The sequence below is a fragment of the Kitasatospora sp. NPDC017646 genome (genome assembly GCF_044329365.1).
Lineage (GTDB): Bacteria > Actinomycetota > Actinomycetes > Streptomycetales > Streptomycetaceae > Kitasatospora.
This window is the reverse complement of the sequence record NZ_JBIRJC010000032.1, coordinates 29,433-46,869: the sequence shown is the minus strand read 5'-3', so window position 1 is coordinate 46,869 and position 17,437 is coordinate 29,433. Positions and strand designations below refer to the sequence as shown.

The window sequence follows — 17,437 nt, the reverse complement described above, 5'->3', positions numbered from 1 at the left end:
CCGTCCTGCTCAGCCGGGCCGCCCGACGGTCCGGCCGGATCTGCCACCCCTGGCAACTGGAGGACTCACCATGCGCTCCTACCGCAAGGCCGCCGCCGCGGCCGGTGCTCTCGCCCTCGGCGGCACCCTGTTCGCGTTCGCCGGTCCCGCCCAGGCGGCGGTCACCGACGCCACCCCGGTGGCCACGGTGACCCCGAAGACCTTGCCCGCGCCCAAGGGCGACGGCGCGAAGGAGATCTGCAAGCGCCTGCCCAAGACCGAGCAGCGGATCCAGAACGCGCTGAACCGCCTGAACGGCCCGAACACCGAGGTCGGCTCGGTCGCCCGTCTGGAGCAGCGGGTGGACAACGCCAAGGCCGCCGGGCACACCGCCGTCTACAGCTACCTCAACGACCGCCTGACCTACCGCAAGAGCCTGGTGCCCACGCTCACGCAGCGGCAGAACGACCTGAAGGACGTGGCCACCTGGTGCTCCTCGCAGGGCCTCGGCACCTCGACCGCGCAGTGACCGCCCGCACCGTGACCGCCCGCACCGTGACCGCCCGCGCGGCGGCCGGACATCCGGCCGCCGCTCGCCCGCTGTGGCGGGCCGCCGGTCTCATCGCCGCGCTCCTGCTCGCCTCGCCGGCCCTGACGGCATGCGGCGGGGGCGGCAGCGGGAACACGGGAGGGACGGGCACCGCCTCCCGGCCGGCCGCCGCGCCCGCCACCACCGCACCCGCCCCCGGCGGAGCGGCCACAACGGCGGCTGCCGGCGGCGGTGACCAGCTCGACAAGATGAAGCAGAAGGTGGACGCCGCCGACAGTGCGGCCACTGCCGCCGAGTCGGACGCCGCCCAGGACCCCTCGGACACCCCCTCGCCCTGAACCTCGCAGGACCCGACCGAGTATCCGATCCCCCTCCGCCACGCGCCGCCGGGCGCACCCGGCCCGACACCGGACCTGGGGCGGAGGGGGATCGCTCGGGTCGGACCCCGGCCACCCCTTTCCGTCTCAGCCGGTGAATCCGGCCACGGTCTCCTTCGTGACCACCTTCACCGGTGGAGTTCCGCAGCTGGTCGGCCTGCTGCGAGGGCGTCCCGCTCGTACCCGTCGGCGGCCTGCGGCTGCGCGGCGGAGAGACTCGTGTCCGATGTCCGGCCGGGCCCCTGCGACGGCGCATCCGGGCGGGCCTGGCCGGCTCTGGATGATCGATTCCAAGGGGTCGGTCGCTTGAGTCCAGTGCCCTCATTGGGCTGTCTGGCCCACATTCCGTTTGGCAAGAGCACGGCGAACGCGGCACGTGGTCGGTCAGTGCGGTCGGAGTCCGTCGAAGACCACACTGAAGATTCGTTGCCGGGACGCCGGGTCTGCTCCGAGGTGGTCCATCGTCGTGCTGGTGCCGGCCAGCAGGGCGAACAGTTCCGGCAGGCCGAGGTCCGGGCGGACGGCTCCGGCCTGCTGTGCCGCGTCCAGAAGAGCGGCGAGCTGGGCCCGGATCACCTCGCTGGACTCCCGTAGGGCTGCATGCGCGTCCACGCCCGCTGCGGCGAGTGCCTGGGCGAATTCGTTCTTGCCCGCGGACTGTTCGACAACCAGGCGGAAGCAGGCGAAGAAGGCGTCGGCGGGCTGCATTTCGGCGGCCAAGCGCGCGGTCTGGTCTGCGATCGCCCCCAGCCTGCGCACCATCACGGCTTCCAGCAGCGCTTCCTTGGTCGGGAAGTGCCGGAAGAGAGTGCCGACTCCGACCCCGGCGGTCCGGGCGATCTCCTCGGTCGGCACGCCGACGCCACGGGTGGTGAACACCTCCGTGGCGACATCGAGCAGCCTGGCACGGTTACGGGCCGCGTCCGCCCGCAGCGGGCGCTCCTTGGCACCACTCATCCCCTACAACCTTCCTCGCCGGGCCGCTGAGCTTCTCGACAAACGGAGTATCTAGTCCGTATCGTCAAAGCGGACTCGCTAGTCCGATTCTAGCGACGGATTCCGACGGAGCTGACCATGCCCGAAACGCTGTCACCGCGCGAGGTCTTCACGAAGCTGCTCGATGGCATCGCCGCAGGCCATTACCGCGACCTGGCCGGGCTCTACGCCGAGGACGCTGTGGTGGAGACCGTCTTTGAGCCCGTCGGCCCGCGCCGCACCCAGGGGCGGGCCGCACTCGAGGAGCGGTTCGCGCAGGTCGCCGCATGCACTCCGGTGGAGCTGACGCCGGCGAACGTGGTGATCCGGGAGACCGATGATCCGGAGGTGATCGTCGCCGAGTGGGACTACCAGGTCCACCACCGGCCCACTGGGAAGACCTTCGAGTCCGCCAACATCCAGGTACTGAGGGTCCGCGACGGCGTGATCGTCCGTAGCAGGGACTTCCACGACCACTTGGCCCTCATCGCGGCCACCGGCGCCCTGCCGCAGCTGGTGGCGGCACTGGGCGGCAAGTAACGCAGTCAGTGATCGTAGGCGGTCAGTGAGCGCATGACGGGCCGTCCGGTGTGGTGGCAGTGCGTTGTGCCCAGGCCCGCTCGGCCTCGCCCTTGCGGGCCGGACGCAGTAGTTCGACGCCCAGCTCGGCCAGTTGCGTCTCGAACTCAGCGCCGAAGTAGTTCTTGTCACCGATCAGTGTCTGTCCGGGCCGTTCGGCCACGAGCGTCGGCTCAGTGGCGAGGATGTCGAGCAGGGTCTCGCGCTCGTCGGCTTCCGCCCCGGTCAGCGCGAAGACGATCGGCAGCCCGCCGAGGGTGCGTACCAGTTGCGGCCTCAGTCCCCGGAAGTAGCGCGAACGGCCGGCGCAGTAGCCGTACTGGGCCCAGCCCGCCAGGTCGGACCGTCTAGAGCCCCTGGGCGAGCAGGAGTTCGTGGGCGAGGCGGGCGGCGCGTGCCGGATGTTGAAGGTCGGGCTCCTGGTCGGGGAGCTCCTCGTTGCCCTGGATGAGGGCGCGCAGGGCCTGGCCGAGGGCCTGGACCTGGGCCTCCAGCATCTCCACGCGTTCGACGGTGCTTTCGAGGTCACGGCCGGGAGGGTGGAGGCCGGTGGTCGGGGGCTGAGGTGAGGAGTACTGGGCCATGATCGGGCTCCTGTGGGTGGGAATCATGCGGCGGGGAGGTGATCGGGCCGCAGTGGCCGTCGTAGCGGCGGTAGAGGATGTCGCCACGGCCCGTGGATGCGTCGGTGTAAGGACGAACAGCTGGTCGAAGGCGTCCATGCGCCGTCGCGCGACCGCAGGATCCAGCCGGGGCGCGGGGGGCGGGGCGGACGGGCAACGGCACCGTGACGGGGCCGAGTCGGTCGGGGTGCAGTTGGACCCGGGCGCGCCGGTAGCCGGTGGTCTCGTTGCGGTGGAGGGGACCGGACAGGACCGGCTCGCGGATCTTGTCGAGGAGGGTGGGCACCCGGTTGCGGGCGAGGTCCGCCGCACCTGGCGGCAGGTCGCCCTGGGCTTCGATCTCGACTTCGGGTGTCCGGCCGGCCACGGGTGGGGTTGCCCATCGGAGTTCCTCCGTCGGTGGCCTTGGACGTACGCGCGTCAGGCCCACCGCAGCGCCGGCCGGGAGACCGCCTGACCGTCCGCCCCACCACGGCGCGGCGCACCCTCCGGTTCTCACCGGCCGTGGTGAACCTCGTTCTCTTGCCACGACACCACCGTGCCCGGCCCGTCCGCCCGGTCCAAGGTCCGATCGTCTCGCAGGGGTGGGCCACCCGGCCCTGCCGCGCGGGAGGAGATCTCCAGAGGAACCCGACACACGACCGGTGCTCCGGCCAGTCGCGGTCGGCCATGCCGTTCCCCGAGTTCGCGGGCCGGTCGACCCGGTCCCACGCTCGGTTGGGAAGCCGCTCGGACCAACGCGACTCCAGCCGGGTGGCGACAGCGTTCGCACGGTCGGCGGCGAAGAGGTGCTCCAGGACGTTGGGGTCTTGGACGACCTGCTGCTCGTGGAACTGGTACGCCTGGGCGATCTGCCCGCCGTAGCGCCGCACGGCGGCGAGGACGGGCCGGGGACCCACGAGGGTGTCGTGGCGGCTGGCCGCGCGGACCCTGTGCACGGTCGTGCCGATGTGTCCACGGCGGTGCGCCTCCTTCGTCCGCCGGGTCTGGGGGGGTGTGCCGGTGACCGGAGGGTTACTCGTGGATCCAGCGCGGACTTCGAGGTTCTGGATGTCGGCGTCTCCGACGGCGCGGCCGGTCTCCAGCAGCCAGGCCCGCACCACCCCGGCGCGTCGCCGTGGTGGTCGGCGAAGCGCCGGGACCACTCGGCGGCGTCGAACCCGCCCGTGGGGTAGCTGCGGATCGCGCACACGGGTCCGGCTCCAGCAGGATGGAGAGGAGGGTTCGTTTCGAGTGAGGAGGACGACGATGTCCGGCGAAATGCTGCGCAGGCGTGCGCACTCGTGGCCCCCGTTCCCGGACCTGTTCGAGGATTTTCCCGTCGGTGTGCGCCCATCACCGGATGAGCACGTCATCCGCGTCGAGGAGAGCGTGGAGGGCGGCGCCTATGTCATCAGGGCCGAGCTTCCGGGCGTGGACCCCGACAAGGACGTCGAGGTCACGGTCGAAGGCGGTGTGCTCACCGTTCGGGCCGAGCGCAGGGAGGAGAAGAAGGACAAGCAGCGCTCCGAGTTCCGCTACGGCTCCTTCATCCGTCGTGTCCGGCTCCCGGAGGGGTGCGAGGAAGGGGACATCACCGCCGCATACGACAAGGGCGTGCTGACCGTGAAAGCCCCCTTGCCCACCACTGAGAAGAAAGAGCCGCACCGCGTCGAGATCACTCGCGGCAGCTGACGCCCACGCCGCCTGCGGGTGAGCGTGACGTACGAGCGGTGCTCACCCGCAGGACCGGCTCACCTGAAAGAGGTGATCCCGGGGCCCGGCCGCCGGGCGCCGACGAAGGGCCCGTCAGGGGAAGCGGTCGATGTTCTGCTCGACCCAGCTGCGCAGGTGCGCCAACGGGACGCACGCCTCCGTCCCCAGCGCGGTGAGGCTGTACTCGACGCGGGGCGGGACCTCGGCGTGGACCTCGCGGAGGACCAGGCCGTGTTCCTCCAGCCGCCGCAGGGTCTGGGTGAGCATCTTGGGGCTGATGCCCTGCAGGCGGGCGCGCAGTTCACCGAACCGCCGCGGCCCGCTCTCGAGCGCGCCCAGTGCCAGCGCGCTCCACTTGTTGGCGAGCAGGTCGAGCATGTCGCGGCAGGGGCAGGCGGCGGCGTACACGGACGCTGCGTCGACACAGTCTCCGGCGTGGCCGGCGGTCTTGGTCACCGGCCAATAGTACCCAATGGGTAGCAATGGTCCTTGCGGGTAACCACTACCTTTCCCATACCGTCCGTCGTGCCCAACACGCCGGAGCGGCCCAGGCCGGCCGGCCAGTCCGTGGAAGGAGCTCTCGCCATGTCCGGCCGAACCCGGCTGCATCCCTTGACCGTCGGCACGATCGCCCTGTCGTTCCACCGGGGCACCGCGGCAGTCGTCCGTCGGGTCCTGGAAGCGTGCGGACACCCGGTCTCCGTGGTGGAGGCCCCCCACGAGGAGCTCTTCCGCCGTCAGGCCACCGGGGAGATCGACCTGCTGGTGTCCGCCTGGCTGCCGTCGAGCCACGAGAAGTACCTCACGGGACACAGGGACGAGGTCACCGTGCTCGCCCCGCACTACGAGCCGTACTGCGTCTGGACGGTACCCCCCTACGTCCCCGCCACCGAGGTCGCAGCGGTCAGCGACCTCGCCCGCCCCGACGTGGCCGAGCGGATGACACACGTGATCGACGGCATCAACCCTGGAGCCGGCATCAGCCGCTTCTCGGCCCGCGTGGTGGCGGACTACGGCCTCGACCGGGTCGGTTACCGCTTCGCACCCGGTGACGAAGCCGGGTTCATCGCCCGGGTCGAACGCGGAGTCGCCCGGCGCGAATGGTTCGTCATCCCGCTCTGGCGGCCCCAGTACCTCAACCGCCGCCACGGGCTGCGGCCGCTGGCGGAGCCGAAGGGCCTGCTGGGCACCGTCGACGCGGCCGGTCCGGTGGTCCGCCGCGATGTGATCGAGCGGATCCACCCCGAGGCGCTCGCCCGGCTCGCGGCACTCAAGCCTGGCAACGAAGGCGTCGAAGACCTGGACGTCCTGATCAACGTCGACGGTCTCACACCGCTGCAAGCGGCCGACCGCTACCTCGCGGCCCGCCCGCACCTGCTTCCCCGTACCCACCCGAGCAACTGACCACCGAGGACGATCCCATGACACGCACCATGCCCGCCGTCGCCTACCGCGCGAGCCTGCCGATCGACGACCCGCAGAGCCTCGTCGACATCGAACTGCCGGTGCCGGAACCCGGTCCGCGCGACCTGCTGGTGCAGGTCGAGGCGGTGGCACTCAACCCGGTCGACTACAAGATCCGCCAGAACGCCGACCCGGCCGGCGAACCCAGAGTCCTCGGCTGGGACGCGGCCGGTACCGTGGTGGCGGTCGGATCCGAGGTGGAGCTGTTCACCGCGGGAGACGCGGTCTATTACGCCGGAGCGCTGGACCGGCCCGGGGCGAACTCCCGTTACCACGTCGTCGACGAGCGCCTGGCCGGCCGCAAGCCCGCCTCCCTCTCGTTCGCCGAGGCCGCCGCGCTGCCGTTGACCTCGCTCACTGCCTGGGAGGGCCTGTTCGAACGGCTCGGCCTGCGCAGCGGTGCCCCGGAGCAGACCGGTACGTTGCTGGTGACGGCGGCCGCCGGGGGCGTCGGCTCCATGGTGACGCAACTGGCCCGCGCGCTCACCGGTCTCACGGTCATCGGCACCGCCTCCCGCCCGGAGACGGCCGCCTTCGCCCGGACCATGGGCGCCGACCACGTCGTCGACCACTCGGAGCCGCTCGTCCCCCAACTGGCCGAGGTGGCACCGCACGGCGTGGACTTCGTGTTCGGCACCACCGCCACCGACCGCAACCTCCCCGTCTACGCCGAGGTGCTCAACCCCTTCGGTCGGATCGTGGCGATCGACGACTTCGACAGCGTGCCGATCGGGCTGCTCAAGGCGAAGAGCATCTCCTTCCACTGGGAGTTCATGTTCACCCGCTCCATGTTCCGCACCGCCGACCAGAATGTTCAGCACGGCATCCTCACCCAGGTGGCACGGCTGGTGGACGCCGGCACCATCACCACCACTGCCACCAAGGACCTCGGACCCATCAACGCCGCCAACCTCCGAGAGGCCCACCGCCTGCAGGAGTCCGGCACCGTCATCGGCAAAACCACGCTCGCCGGCTTCTGACGGGGCGCATCCCGCTCTCCGCGCCCCGTCCTGAGGGCGCCATGTCGGACACCCATCCTCGGGCCCGGGGGCAAATCCCGGTCCCGCAGCACACTTGGAGACACCCGTGACCCGGCGAACCAGGCAGATCGACGCTCTGATAGCGGCAGGAGCAGGAGCGCTGTCAGCCACCGTCGCCCGGACGTGCCTCAGCGGCGTCTACAGCGATCACGCGGACCAGTACTCGGTCCTGCAATGGCTCGACATCGCCGTACTCGCCGTCGGCGTCGCGACGGCCGTGCTGGTGTACCGGAACCTGCGGGACCGACAACAGCCCGGCGCCTGATCCTCACCGGCTTCGCACCTCGCCGACGAACGCCGCCAACCGCCACTGGGCGTTTCAGGACGGCCGCCAACAGCAGTTCCAGAACGACCTGGGCTCGGGCCAGCCCACGGGGCGCTCCTGGTCAGGGCAACTGGGTGGTGCCGTAAGTCTGGGCGACGAAGTTGAAGCGCAGCCTGAACTGGGTGCCCCAGTTCTCGCCCCACTGGGCGGACAGCGGCTGCCGCCACCACTTCATCCGCGTCTGGGGGAAGCGCTCCCGTTCGGTCGGCTGCGGATCGCCGAGGTAGAGCGCGTGGGCGTTCCAGCCGAGCCCGCGCGCTCCCTCCACCCGCTCGTTCACATCGTTGGAGGACATCATGGTCAGGGCGGTCACCACGTGGTTGAAGGGCATTCCCCGCCCCTGCAACGACGGGATGATCCCAGCCGCGTGAGCCAAGCTCTCGATGAGCTCGATGTGCGCCTGCCCGTCCTCGGCCATCCGGATCACCAGGGTGAAGCCGTGGCCCGCGTACTCGATGCGGAACACCGACTGCAGACCTTGCGTCCAGGCCTCGGTGATCGAGTCTGTCAGTGTGCGCACCGCCGCCTGGAACTCGTGGATGTCGGCGGCCTTTTCGGGGTTGGGGCCCTGGGCAGGCGGGTTCGTGGCGGGATCGGACAGCACCGGGAACAGGGCGTGCGCGGTGGGGAAGCACGCCGCGTACTCGATCGGGTCCTTGAGGTTGCTGTCCAGGATCTGCGGCGCGATCTCGTGCGCCCCCATCGGGTCGTAGGCGGGGTCGAGCAGGGCGTTGAGAACGTTTTCGGGCGTGGTGCCGACGGCGGCGGCCAGCTCCGTGATCTGTGGTTCGAACTGCTGGATCGACTGCGAGATGGTGCTGCCCAGGGTCTGCTCAGGCGCCCGCTGCACGGTCCCGGCGCCCGTCGAGGGAGAGTACTCGCGTGCCGCTTGCTCCCGTTCGCCCTCCTCTGCCGTCTGCCGCGGCGCCGGAGCCCGCATGACGCGCTGGGCGTTGGCTTCGGCAGCCCGCTCGAAGCGGTCACCCGGATCGGAGACCCTCAGCCCGGATCCGTTGGCGGTGCCGGCCACGGGACCCTGGCGTTGCTGGATGACATGCGTGAGTTCGTGGGCAAGGGTGTGCTTGTCCGCTCCGCCGTCGCCGATGACGACGTGGCTGCCGCTGGTGTAGGCGCGGGCGCCGACTTCGGCGGCCGACGCCTTGGCGGCGGCGTCGTTGTGGATCCGGACGTCGGAGAAGTCCGCGCCGAGCCGTGCCTCCATGTCAGCCCGGGTTGCGTCGTCCAGAGGGCGGCCCGGGCTGCGGAGTACGGCGTGGACGGCGGACCGCTGCAGCGCGGGTGCGGCCTGCTCGTTCTGCTGATGCCCGCAGTCGGCCGAGTGCCGGTGCCGGTCCTCATGCCGGCCCTGGGTCCGGGGATGGCGGGCCTGACGAAGCATCTGCACGACTGCCGCGTTGCCCACGGCGGCCTGGAGCGCGAGCAGGCTGGGCGCTGTGCTCGCTGGGCCTGGTGCCCGGGTCGGGACGCGCCCCGGCTCCCGCTGACGTCCTCGGTCGGCTGAGGTGCGATCTGGTTCGTGGGCGCGCATCGTGGCCTTCCGGGACGGGACTTGGAGGTCATCACCTTGATACGCCAAGGCCGCCCGAAGGATCCAGGTCGCTGAGGGCACGATTTCCTGCCCTGTCGGACACTTACCGGGCCGCATGGCGGCGAAATGGAGCAGCCCGGGCACGGACATCCACGTGGGCGTCCGGCCCGCTCCTCCTACCGCCAGTTGACCCACGAGCGCCCCAGGGTGATCTTGGAGGAGCGTTCCTCGCTCAGCAGGTCGAAGAAGGAGCGCAGCGTCTCTTCGTCCCGCCCGGCGGCAGCCCACACCAGGCCGCCGCTGTCGTGGTCCACGAAGTTCCCCTGCACCAGGCACCGCCACCAGGTCTGCCGACCCATCAGCCTCACCGGAGACTGGGCACCGCACTTCGTCCCCGGCCCACGTCGGTTTCCGGCCGGGAGCCGCCGCCTTGATCGCCGAGCCGGTCTGACGCGACCGGTCGGCGCTCACCGGCGGCGGCCCGCTGGGCCGTCCGCCCGCTGCCGCGGCCGGTGACGTCAGGGCTTCCCCTTGGAGACGAAGAGAGTGACGGCGGTGCCCGGGGGGACGACGGTGCCGGGCCTGGGGTCGCTGCTGATCACCGCGCCAGCGGGGGTCTTCCAGTCGGTGAAGTCCTGGATGTGGTCGATCTTCAGTCCGACTTCCGTGAGGAGCTTCTCGGCCTGGCCCTGGGGCATGCCGAGGACCGCGGGGACGGTGACGGAGAGGTCGCCGGGCGCCGGCTCGGTGCGGGTGCCGGGAGAAGGCATGGCGCTTCCCGTCGGAGACTCGGGGGAAACGGTGTCGGGGGCGGGGGAAGCGGTGGAGGTCGGCTCCGGCGGCGCGGGAGAGGGTGTCCCGGAGGCTACGGGCGGGGCGGAGGCAGGTCGGACCGGGGACTGGTCGGAGCCGTGCAGGGCGAAGGCGGTGCCCGCGGTCAGGACGATGGCGGCCGCCGAGGCCGTGACCGCGAGCAGTGCGCGCCGACGGCGGGTGCGGCGCAGGATGGCGGTGCCGTCGAACGTGGGGGGATGTGTGTCGTTCGCGAAGTTGTCCATGGCCTGGATCAGTGCCTCTCTCAGGTCGGGGTCCGGGGTGGAGCCGAAGTGGCCGTCGGGCGGGAAGGAGGTCATCACGCACCTTCGAACTGGGGCAGAGAAGTGGGCCGGTCGTCGTCCGGTACGGGCGCGGGCGGTGCGGACCGCGGTGCCGCGGCGCGCAGTTTGGCCAGACCGCGGGCGAGTTGCGAGCGCACGGCGGAGGGTGAGATCCGGAGTGTCTCGGCGATCTCCTGGTCGCCCATGTCATGCAGGTAGTGCAGCACCACGACGGTGCGCATCCCGATCGGCAGGGCGTGGAGCGCCTGTACGAGTTCATCGCGAAGGTCCACGAGCCGGTACGGGTCGTGGGGGTCTGCATGGTCCGCGCGGTCCGGTCGCTCACCGGCCCGTCGGAGTCTGCGCCACCGGTCGTTGGCCAGGTTGACCACGATCCGGCGTACGTAGGCCTCCGGCGAATCCGCGACGGTCACCCGGTTCCAGTGCCGGCATGCCTTCTCCAGCGCCTCCTGCAGCAGGTCCTCCGCACTGTCCTGACTTCCGGTCAGGATGTAGGCGGTCCGGAACAGTGCCGCGGAGCGCTGCTGGACGAACTCGACGAAGTCGATCCACCGGGTGTCCCTGCCGCGCCTGCCCAGCCTCACCAGCTACCCGCCGATGCACTCATGTTCTCCTCCTTCAGCGTTCCCGCACCCATGACGGCCCTTCACCGCGCCCTGCTGCACCGAACCTCCCGGAGTGACACACATCACCTCGGCCAGCGGCCCGGAACGCCCGACGCCCCCACCGGCAGCCGGTCAGGACCGATGGGGGGCATCGAGTTGCCACAGTGTGGACGCCCGGCGGACCGGGCTCTAGGCCCGACCGCCCGTGGCTGCCCGTGCACCCGCCGCGGCCCGGCCAGGCCCGGGGCTACCAGTGCGCTGTCCGCTCCCGGCCGGGCCAGGGCGGGTGACGGGTGCAGCCGGGCGTGCCGGTGCGGGTTGGGCCCGTGCCGAAAGCATCGCCCGAGGTCGGGGACTGTACCGGGCGACGTCGACGACGAACTCGATGAGCGGTGCGGGATGGCCCAGCCCGGTCTGTGCGAAGCAGACGGGGTGGTGGGGGGTGGAGCACCACGGTGGCGCGGCGCCGGTCGAGCTCCGCCAGGATCGGTTCGAGAGCGGGCTCGCCGGGATGGCCGCCGTCGTTGGTCGCCAGGATGACACCGTCGAGTGCCAGCACGTCCAGGGCGTGGGTGATCTCTGTCAGGGCCGCGTCCACGTCGAGCAGCGGCAGGTGCGCCAGGGCTCCGAAGCGGCTCGGGTGCCGCTCGATGATCTGGGCGGCCGCGTCGTTGAGACGACGGGCCAGAGCCGGTGCTCCGGTGGTTCCGGCGATGCGGCGGCGGTGGGTGAAGCGACCGAGAGCACCTGCGCGGTGATGTCCTGACGGCCCATGAACTCCATTGCCGCGTCCGGGCTCCAGGTGGGAATGCCGCCGTCGAAGCTGGCCATCTGCACGCCCGACTGGCCGAGTCACCCACAGTCGCTGCCTGTCTTCACCTTGGCGCACCTGCTGGGCTTCGACCTGATGCCCAGGATCAGGAACTGGAAGGGCCCGGTCTTCTACCGGCCGTCCGCCGACTCCGTCCGCAAGGGCGTCATCTCCTCGTCCACGCTGCTCAAGCGCCTGCGCTCCGGCTCCCACAAGACCGCCACCTACGCCGCGTTCCGCGAGGTCGGCCGTGTGATCCGTACCGTGCAGCTACTTCGGTACCTGACGGACGAGACCACGTGGGCCACGGCCCCGAGCCGGACCGTGATCAACGCTCGGCCCGGCGTGGGTCCGTCCTCGCCATGGAATGAACCGTCAGGATCATCAGTTACACGAGGAACAACCGACAGCATGTCGTTCCTCTCGGCTTGGAGGAGCTTTCCATGACTGCAGAACTGGACGGATCCACCGCTCTTGTCACCGGCGCCACCGCTGGCATCGGCCGGGCCGTTGCCCTTCGCCTGGCAGCTTTGGGGGCCTCGGTCATCGTCCACGGGCGGGACGAGCAGCGAGGTGCCGAGACCGTCAAGGAGATCGCTGCCGCAGGCGGGAAGGCCCGGTTCGTTGCTGCCGATCTGAGCAGCTCCGAAGATGTCCTGCGTCTTGCCGCCGAAGCGGGTGAGGTGGACATTTTGATCAACAACGCCGGCATCTACCGGTTCGCCAGTACGCCGGACACCACCGCCGAGATGTTCGACGCTCAGATGGCCGTCAACTCACGCGCGCCGATGCTCCTGGTCGGTGCCCTCGCCCCGGGAATGGCTGCGCGGGGGCGTGGCGCCATCGTGAGTGTGAGCACGGCGGCGGCTACCACGCCGGTGCGGGGCACGGGCGCTTACGGGGCCTCCAAAGCTGCACTCGAACTGCTCACACGAGTATGGGCTGACGAGTTCGGCGGCCAGGGCGTCCGCGTGAACGCCGTGGCCCCGGGCCCTGTCCATACCCCCGGGACGGAGGAGATGGGAGGTGAAGCCCTCCAGGTGATCGGGCGAACCACCGTACTGGGGCGGGTCGCAGGCCCTGAAGAAATCGCGGAAGCGGTTGTGTTCCTCGCCTCCCCCCGCGCCAGCTACATCACCGGCGCGGTTCTCGAGGCGCGCGGCGGACAGCTCGCGATTGGCTGACTCCGGGCTGGGCCGCGATGGGCATGCCCTCGTCGGAACGTGGACCGGCGTCGGCGGCAGGGTGCTGGAGCTGCAACCGGACGGCCGATACCGCACCAACTTCATCGGCGAGGACCCTTACCGGATCTGGGAGACACGGCCGCCCGTCTACCTGTCGGGACACTGGACGCGCACCGGGACGTCCGGCCACGGCCAGGGGCAGAGCATCGTCCTGAACGACTCCGAGACCATGGACGTGTACGGGGCCTCGTCCCCGAGCATGCTGTGCGAGCCCGAAGAACAGGACCCTTGCTACTTCTCCATCCAACGGAAGTAACGCGCCTGGACGAGAATTGACAGTTTGTCACCCGCGACCACTGGGTTCTCTGGTACGTCTGGCCGAAACGGTCGAATCCTGACAGGGCACACATGCCCCACGCCGCCGAATTCCGGATCGAGACGTATTGCGTTAGAGCGCACTCCAACTCCTAGTGTCGGAAGCATGCGATACATCAAACTCGGAACGACCGGACTGGAAGTCTCCGCCATCACCCTCGGCTGCATGAGCTTCGGCGAGCCGGACCGGGGCGGCGAGCCCTGGTCGCTGGGCGCGGACGCCAGCCGGGACATCATAAGGCAGGCCCTCGAGGCCGGCGTCAACTTCCTCGACACGGCCAACGGGTACAGCGCCGGAAGCAGCGAGGAGATCGTCGGCCAGGCGGTCAAGGACTTCACCCGGCGCGAGGAGGTCGTTCTCTCCACCAAGGTCTGGATGCGGATGCGCCCCGGCCCGAACGGCGCCGGGCTGTCCCGCAAGGCGATCTTCGCCGAGCTCGACGCCTCCCTGAAGCGACTGGGGACCGACTACATCGACCTGTACCAGATCCACCGCTGGGACTACGACACCCCGATCGAGGAAACCCTCGAGGCGCTGCACGACGCGGTCAAGTCCGGGAAGGTCCGCTACATCGGAGCCTCCTCCATGTACGCCTGGCAGTTCACCAAGGCCCTGTACCTGGCTGACCTGAACGGCTGGACCCGGTTCGTGTCGATGCAGGACCACTACAACCTCATCCACCGGGAAGCAGAGCGGGAGATGCTCCCGCTCTGCGCCGACCAGGGCATCGGCGTGATCCCGTGGAGCCCGCTGGCCCGGGGCAGGCTGACGCGGGCCCGGGACACCGCCACGGCGCGTGCCGAGACCGACGAGGGCGGCAAGATCCTCTACCGCGACGGGGACCAGGCAGTGGTCGAACGCGTCCACGAGATCGCGGGCAAGCGGGGTCTGTCCCCGGCCCAGGTCGCCCTGGCCTGGGTCATGCGCAACCCGGCGGTGACCTCGCCCATCGTCGGGGTCACCAAGCCCGCCCAGCTGGCCGACGCGGTCGCCGCGGTGGACGTCGAACTCGACGAGGACGAGGCCGCCTACCTGGAGGAGCCCTACCAGCCGCACGGGGCCGCCTACTTGGAGGAGTCCTTCTACAAGTCGCGCCCTGTGGCGGGCTCCCGGTAGTCCGGGTTACCGCCGGGCCTTCGACGAGTCCTTGGCATCGGCCTTCACAGCCCTGTGGTCGGCCCGGCGGTGCTTGCGGGCGGTCGCGCGCAACCGCATGATCCGCGCGCTGCCCGCCGGCGCGGTGAGCAGGATGCCCACCACCGCGGCCAGCAGCAGGGTGACCTCGACGCGCTCGGCGGCATCATGACCTTCCCGGTCCCTCGCCAGCTCTGCTACGTTGCCGAGGCCACCGTGCAGTACTTGCGGTTTCTTTGTCGAGTGTGGACGGTGTGAACGGCTTTCGCAGGGTGATCAGACACACCACCAAGGGGTTGGGCCTACCCGCCCCGAATCCCGATCAGGCCCGACACCGCGCAGGTTGAGAACGACGCAGCCCTCCAGCAGGTCCCGCAGCCGGTCCCGGGCCAACGCCCGGGACCGGCCCTCAATGGTGGCGGGCAGCTGAAGCTCCTCACGCCCGGCCCGCACCGCGGGCGATACGTATCGCCCAGACGAGGCAGATCAGCGATGCGGTGGTCACCAGGGTGCGCACAGTGTTCCAGTGCACCCACGTCGCCTCGAACCGTGCACGAACGGCGGCGAGATCGTGGATCCTGTCCGGGGAGCCGGCCGCCGCCAACTGATTGTTGAGCGGCACACCAAGGCCCATCGTGATCAGCAGAGAGATCACATAGAGCACGACTCCGGCGACGATCCACGGAAGGGCGGGGCGGCCCTCACCGTGCCGATGCTGGAAGGCGGCGACCAGGCCGAGCACCAGCGCACCTCCGAAGGCCAGGCCGAACCAGCCGTTCTGGATCGCCACGTTGATGCGCTGCATCGCCTCGACGAACGTACGGTCGTCCGACTGCCCGAGCCCTGGCATCACCGCGACGGAGAAGGCGAAGTAGATCCCGGCCATCAAACCGGTGAGTACCGTCGCGGCGAGCAGAACGATGCCGCGGATGTCACCGTTCACGGATACTCCCCAGGCGTTTCGCGGTTGGGCTGTCGGGTTCCGGGCGGCGGGAGTGCCCCACTGCGGTGGACACCCCTGAAGCCCCTGGGACAGGAGTCCAGGCGCCGGGTGCTGCGGGTGGTCCTCTGTTCGCGCCGTGGCGATCGTGTCCGTGTTCTCCGTGTGTGGGCCTTCCCGATGGCGCGGGTGCGGGTGAAGGGGGACGGTGGCTCGCGGATCCGGTGTCATGCCTGTCAGTACAGCCGCACGGCCCGGTGCCGGACCATCGGCGAAAAACTCATCGCCATACGCGATCGTCCACTCCTAGGCTCAGCGCATGGATCCACTGGCGACCCTGCTGGACGGCCCTCGCGCCCGCGGCGCCTTCCTGCTGCGCTCGATCCTCAGCCCGCCCTGGTCGCTGCGGATCGCCGACCGCGCGCCGGTGACGCTGATGTACCTGGTCAGCGGCGGGGCATGGGTGGTGCCCGACGCCGAACCGGCCGTGCGCCTGCGGCCCGGCGACATCGCGGTGGTACGCGGCCCGGAGCCGTACACCGTCGCCGACGACCCCGCCACCGCGCCCCGCATCGTCATCCAGCCCGGCCAGGTCTCCACCGGTCCGAACGGTGAACTGTGCGACGAGCTGGCGGCTGGCCCTGGCGGCCGACCTTCTGCGCGAACCGGACGCCACCGTCGCGGCGGTGGCCCGCAAGGTCGGCTACAGCACCCCCTTCGCCTTCAGTACGGCGTTCAAGCGCGTACGGGGAGTCAGCCCGCAGCGGCACCGGGAGGGTGCGGGGGCGGCGGATGCGAAGCGGGATCCGACGGATGGATCATCGCGCAGGCCTGGCGGCCGGCGTCAGCGGTAGGCGGCCAGGAATGTGGGCTCCTCGCGCATCCGTCGACACGGCGCGTATTCACCTGACCGGGTGATGCCGGATCGTCGTGTCCGGGGCGTCCTGCTGTGATGGGCTCGGGCGCCCGACGAGGCGCCCGCCAAGGAGGTTGAGATGACCGCCTACCCGATACGCCTTCTGGTCACCGGCACGTTGGCCGCGAGCGTCGCGCTGTGCGCCGGCGCCACCGCCGCACCGGCTGCCGCAAGTCCGGCCGCCCCCGGGACCGCGATCCCGACCCTGCAGCAACAGACACGCACCAACCTCACCCAGGCCGTGCGGGGCGAGGCGTTCGCCAACGCCTCCTACACCCTCTTCGCGGCCCAGGCGCAACGCGAGGGCCGGCCGGCCGTTGCCGACCTCTTCCGGAAGGCGGCCGCCGTGGAGCTGGGTGAGCACTTCACCCAGGAAGCCGCGCTGAGCGGCCTCGTGGGCGGCAACGAGGCCAACCTCACCGACGCCATCACCGGCGAGGGGTACGAGTCCACCACCATGTACCCGACCTTCGCCCGCCAGGCCAAGGCAGCCGGCGACACCGCCGCCGCCGACCTCTTCACCGAGATCGCCAAGGACGAGGCAACCCACCAGGCCGCGTACAAGGCCGCACTCACCGCGCTCCGCAGCGGCAAGGGGGCCATCCCGGCGCCCCCGGCCGTCAGCCCCGTCACGGTGACGGCCGGGCAGCCCAAGGTCACCTCGGCGCAGACCAGGGCCAACCTCGACACCGCCATGCACGGCGAGGCCCTGGCACACGCCAAGTACGCCCTCTACGCCCAGCACGCCCAGCAGAGCGGCAACCCTGCCCTGGCGCGCCTGTTCACCGCCGTCTCCAACGTGGAGCTGCAGGAACACTTCTCCGGCGAGGCCGCGCTGGCCGGAACGGTCCGCACCACGAGCCGGAACCTGGCCACGGCGATTGCCGGCGAGACCTACGAGTCCAAGACCATGTACCCGACGTTCGCCCGACAGGCCAAGGCGGCCGGCGACACCGCCGCGGCCACCCTCTTCCAGCACAACGCCACCGACGAGGCCGACCACGCCCGGTCATTCCAGACCGCCCGCAAGGGCCTCGGCTGACAGTGATGAACGCCCCTTTCCGGGGTGACACCCCTCCGGGAGCACACCGGACAGTGCCGGACAAGTCGGTGGTGGTCGACCCGAGCACCACCGACTTCTCCGTTCGGTCAGCGCGCGAGGGGGAATCACGTGGGGTGAGAACTGGTCGATGGAGG

20 protein-coding genes and 3 pseudogenes are annotated in these 17,437 nt (G+C 70.4%); 13 read left to right on the top strand and 10 right to left on the bottom strand.

Features of this window, described 5'->3' with window-relative positions; all coding sequences use genetic code 11:
- Positions 1–70 precede the first annotated feature (70 nt).
- Both ACH4J0_RS32890 and ACH4J0_RS32885 read left to right on the top strand, forming a co-directional pair.
- Positions 71–508: a hypothetical protein gene (locus ACH4J0_RS32890; RefSeq protein WP_396244609.1), complete on the top strand. Its 438-nt coding sequence runs from the start codon at positions 71–73 to the stop codon at positions 506–508.
- The gene (locus tag ACH4J0_RS32885; RefSeq protein WP_396244607.1) at positions 505–867 is read left to right on the top strand and encodes a hypothetical protein; all 363 of its coding nucleotides are present in this window, start codon (positions 505–507) and stop codon (positions 865–867) included. Before ACH4J0_RS32890 ends, ACH4J0_RS32885 begins: the two co-directional genes overlap by 4 nt.
- A 423-nt stretch (positions 868–1,290) precedes the next feature.
- Here ACH4J0_RS32885 and ACH4J0_RS32880 read toward each other — a convergent pair whose 3' ends face one another.
- Complete coding sequence (locus tag ACH4J0_RS32880; protein WP_396244606.1) at positions 1,291–1,863, bottom strand: TetR/AcrR family transcriptional regulator; 573 nt, start codon at positions 1,861–1,863, stop codon at positions 1,291–1,293.
- A gap of 117 nt (positions 1,864–1,980) precedes the next feature.
- Between ACH4J0_RS32880 and ACH4J0_RS32875 the strand changes: the two genes are divergently transcribed.
- Entirely contained in the window at positions 1,981–2,421 is a 441-nt protein-coding gene (locus tag ACH4J0_RS32875) for a nuclear transport factor 2 family protein (protein WP_396244604.1), read from the top strand.
- A 79-nt stretch (positions 2,422–2,500) separates the two neighbouring features.
- On the opposite strand, the pseudogene ACH4J0_RS32870 reads toward ACH4J0_RS32875, so the two are convergent.
- Together ACH4J0_RS32870 and ACH4J0_RS32865 are read right to left on the bottom strand one after the other, a co-directional pair.
- Positions 2,501–2,809, bottom strand: a pseudogene (locus tag ACH4J0_RS32870) (transposase); the annotation flags it as partial.
- Entirely contained in the window at positions 2,808–3,044 is a 237-nt protein-coding gene (locus tag ACH4J0_RS32865) for a hypothetical protein (protein ID WP_396244642.1), read from the bottom strand. The pseudogene ACH4J0_RS32870 and the gene ACH4J0_RS32865, both read right to left, overlap by 2 nt.
- A gap of 1,287 nt (positions 3,045–4,331) precedes the next feature.
- Here ACH4J0_RS32865 and ACH4J0_RS32860 point away from each other — a divergent pair.
- Positions 4,332–4,757 carry an Hsp20/alpha crystallin family protein gene (locus ACH4J0_RS32860; RefSeq protein WP_396244603.1) on the top strand — a complete coding sequence of 142 codons (426 nt, stop codon included), beginning with the start codon at positions 4,332–4,334 and terminating at the stop codon, positions 4,755–4,757.
- Between the two features lie 114 nt (positions 4,758–4,871).
- Here ACH4J0_RS32860 and ACH4J0_RS32855 read toward each other — a convergent pair whose 3' ends face one another.
- Positions 4,872–5,234, bottom strand: coding sequence for a winged helix-turn-helix transcriptional regulator (locus ACH4J0_RS32855; protein WP_396244602.1), 363 nt, complete (start codon positions 5,232–5,234; stop codon positions 4,872–4,874).
- Positions 5,235–5,363: 129 nt separating this feature from the next.
- On the opposite strand from ACH4J0_RS32855, the gene ACH4J0_RS32850 reads away from it, so the two are divergent.
- From ACH4J0_RS32850 to ACH4J0_RS32840, 3 genes are all read left to right on the top strand, one after another.
- Positions 5,364–6,182, top strand: a complete 819-nt coding sequence (locus tag ACH4J0_RS32850) for a glycine betaine ABC transporter substrate-binding protein (protein WP_396244600.1) — start codon at positions 5,364–5,366, stop codon at positions 6,180–6,182.
- 17 nt (positions 6,183–6,199) lie between these two features.
- Positions 6,200–7,222 carry a zinc-binding alcohol dehydrogenase family protein gene (locus ACH4J0_RS32845; RefSeq protein WP_396244598.1) on the top strand — a complete coding sequence of 341 codons (1,023 nt, stop codon included), beginning with the start codon at positions 6,200–6,202 and terminating at the stop codon, positions 7,220–7,222.
- A 106-nt stretch (positions 7,223–7,328) separates the two neighbouring features.
- Positions 7,329–7,547, top strand: a complete 219-nt coding sequence (locus ACH4J0_RS32840) for a hypothetical protein (protein WP_396244597.1) — start codon at positions 7,329–7,331, stop codon at positions 7,545–7,547.
- A gap of 121 nt (positions 7,548–7,668) precedes the next feature.
- On the opposite strand, the gene ACH4J0_RS32835 is transcribed toward ACH4J0_RS32840, so the two are convergent.
- The 5 genes and pseudogenes from ACH4J0_RS32835 to ACH4J0_RS32815 form a co-directional block, all read right to left on the bottom strand.
- A complete protein-coding gene (locus ACH4J0_RS32835) occupies positions 7,669–9,006 on the bottom strand; it encodes a DUF4157 domain-containing protein (protein ID WP_396244640.1) in 1,338 nt (445 codons plus the stop codon).
- 332 nt (positions 9,007–9,338) lie between these two features.
- Positions 9,339–9,470: pseudogene (locus tag ACH4J0_RS32830) on the bottom strand (ISL3 family transposase); the annotation flags it as partial.
- A gap of 204 nt (positions 9,471–9,674) precedes the next feature.
- Positions 9,675–10,289 carry a PASTA domain-containing protein gene (locus ACH4J0_RS32825; RefSeq protein WP_396244595.1) on the bottom strand — a complete coding sequence of 205 codons (615 nt, stop codon included), beginning with the start codon at positions 10,287–10,289 and terminating at the stop codon, positions 9,675–9,677.
- On the bottom strand, positions 10,289–10,822 hold the full coding sequence (locus ACH4J0_RS32820) for a SigE family RNA polymerase sigma factor (RefSeq protein ID WP_396244638.1): 534 nt from the start codon (positions 10,820–10,822) through the stop codon (positions 10,289–10,291). The genes ACH4J0_RS32825 and ACH4J0_RS32820 overlap by 1 nt, the downstream gene beginning before the upstream one ends.
- Before the next feature lie 304 nt (positions 10,823–11,126).
- Entirely contained in the window at positions 11,127–11,735 is a 609-nt protein-coding gene (locus tag ACH4J0_RS32815; RefSeq protein WP_396244593.1) for an amidohydrolase family protein, read from the bottom strand.
- Here ACH4J0_RS32815 and ACH4J0_RS32810 point away from each other — a divergent pair.
- From ACH4J0_RS32810 to ACH4J0_RS32795, 4 genes are all read left to right on the top strand, one after another.
- Positions 11,652–12,137, top strand: coding sequence for a Tn3 family transposase (locus ACH4J0_RS32810; RefSeq protein WP_396244591.1), 486 nt, complete (start codon positions 11,652–11,654; stop codon positions 12,135–12,137). The two genes, ACH4J0_RS32815 and ACH4J0_RS32810, sit on opposite strands and share 84 nt — an antisense overlap.
- Positions 12,134–12,874 carry an SDR family NAD(P)-dependent oxidoreductase gene (locus tag ACH4J0_RS32805; RefSeq protein WP_396244590.1) on the top strand — a complete coding sequence of 247 codons (741 nt, stop codon included), beginning with the start codon at positions 12,134–12,136 and terminating at the stop codon, positions 12,872–12,874. The genes ACH4J0_RS32810 and ACH4J0_RS32805 overlap by 4 nt, the downstream gene beginning before the upstream one ends.
- Positions 12,867–13,190, top strand: coding sequence for a hypothetical protein (locus tag ACH4J0_RS32800; protein ID WP_396244589.1), 324 nt, complete (start codon positions 12,867–12,869; stop codon positions 13,188–13,190). Before ACH4J0_RS32805 ends, ACH4J0_RS32800 begins: the two co-directional genes overlap by 8 nt.
- A 165-nt stretch (positions 13,191–13,355) precedes the next feature.
- A complete protein-coding gene (locus tag ACH4J0_RS32795) occupies positions 13,356–14,366 on the top strand; it encodes an aldo/keto reductase (protein WP_396244587.1) in 1,011 nt (336 codons plus the stop codon).
- Between the two features lie 454 nt (positions 14,367–14,820).
- Here the strand turns inward: ACH4J0_RS32795 and ACH4J0_RS32790 are convergent, their stop codons facing one another.
- Positions 14,821–15,327 carry a DUF1772 domain-containing protein gene (locus tag ACH4J0_RS32790; RefSeq protein WP_396244586.1) on the bottom strand — a complete coding sequence of 169 codons (507 nt, stop codon included), beginning with the start codon at positions 15,325–15,327 and terminating at the stop codon, positions 14,821–14,823.
- 316 nt (positions 15,328–15,643) lie between these two features.
- Here ACH4J0_RS32790 and ACH4J0_RS32785 point away from each other — a divergent pair.
- Positions 15,644–16,178: pseudogene (locus ACH4J0_RS32785) on the top strand (cupin domain-containing protein).
- A 141-nt stretch (positions 16,179–16,319) separates the two neighbouring features.
- On the top strand, positions 16,320–17,282 hold the full coding sequence (locus ACH4J0_RS32780; protein WP_396244585.1) for a ferritin family protein: 963 nt from the start codon (positions 16,320–16,322) through the stop codon (positions 17,280–17,282).
- Positions 17,283–17,437 lie beyond the last annotated feature (155 nt).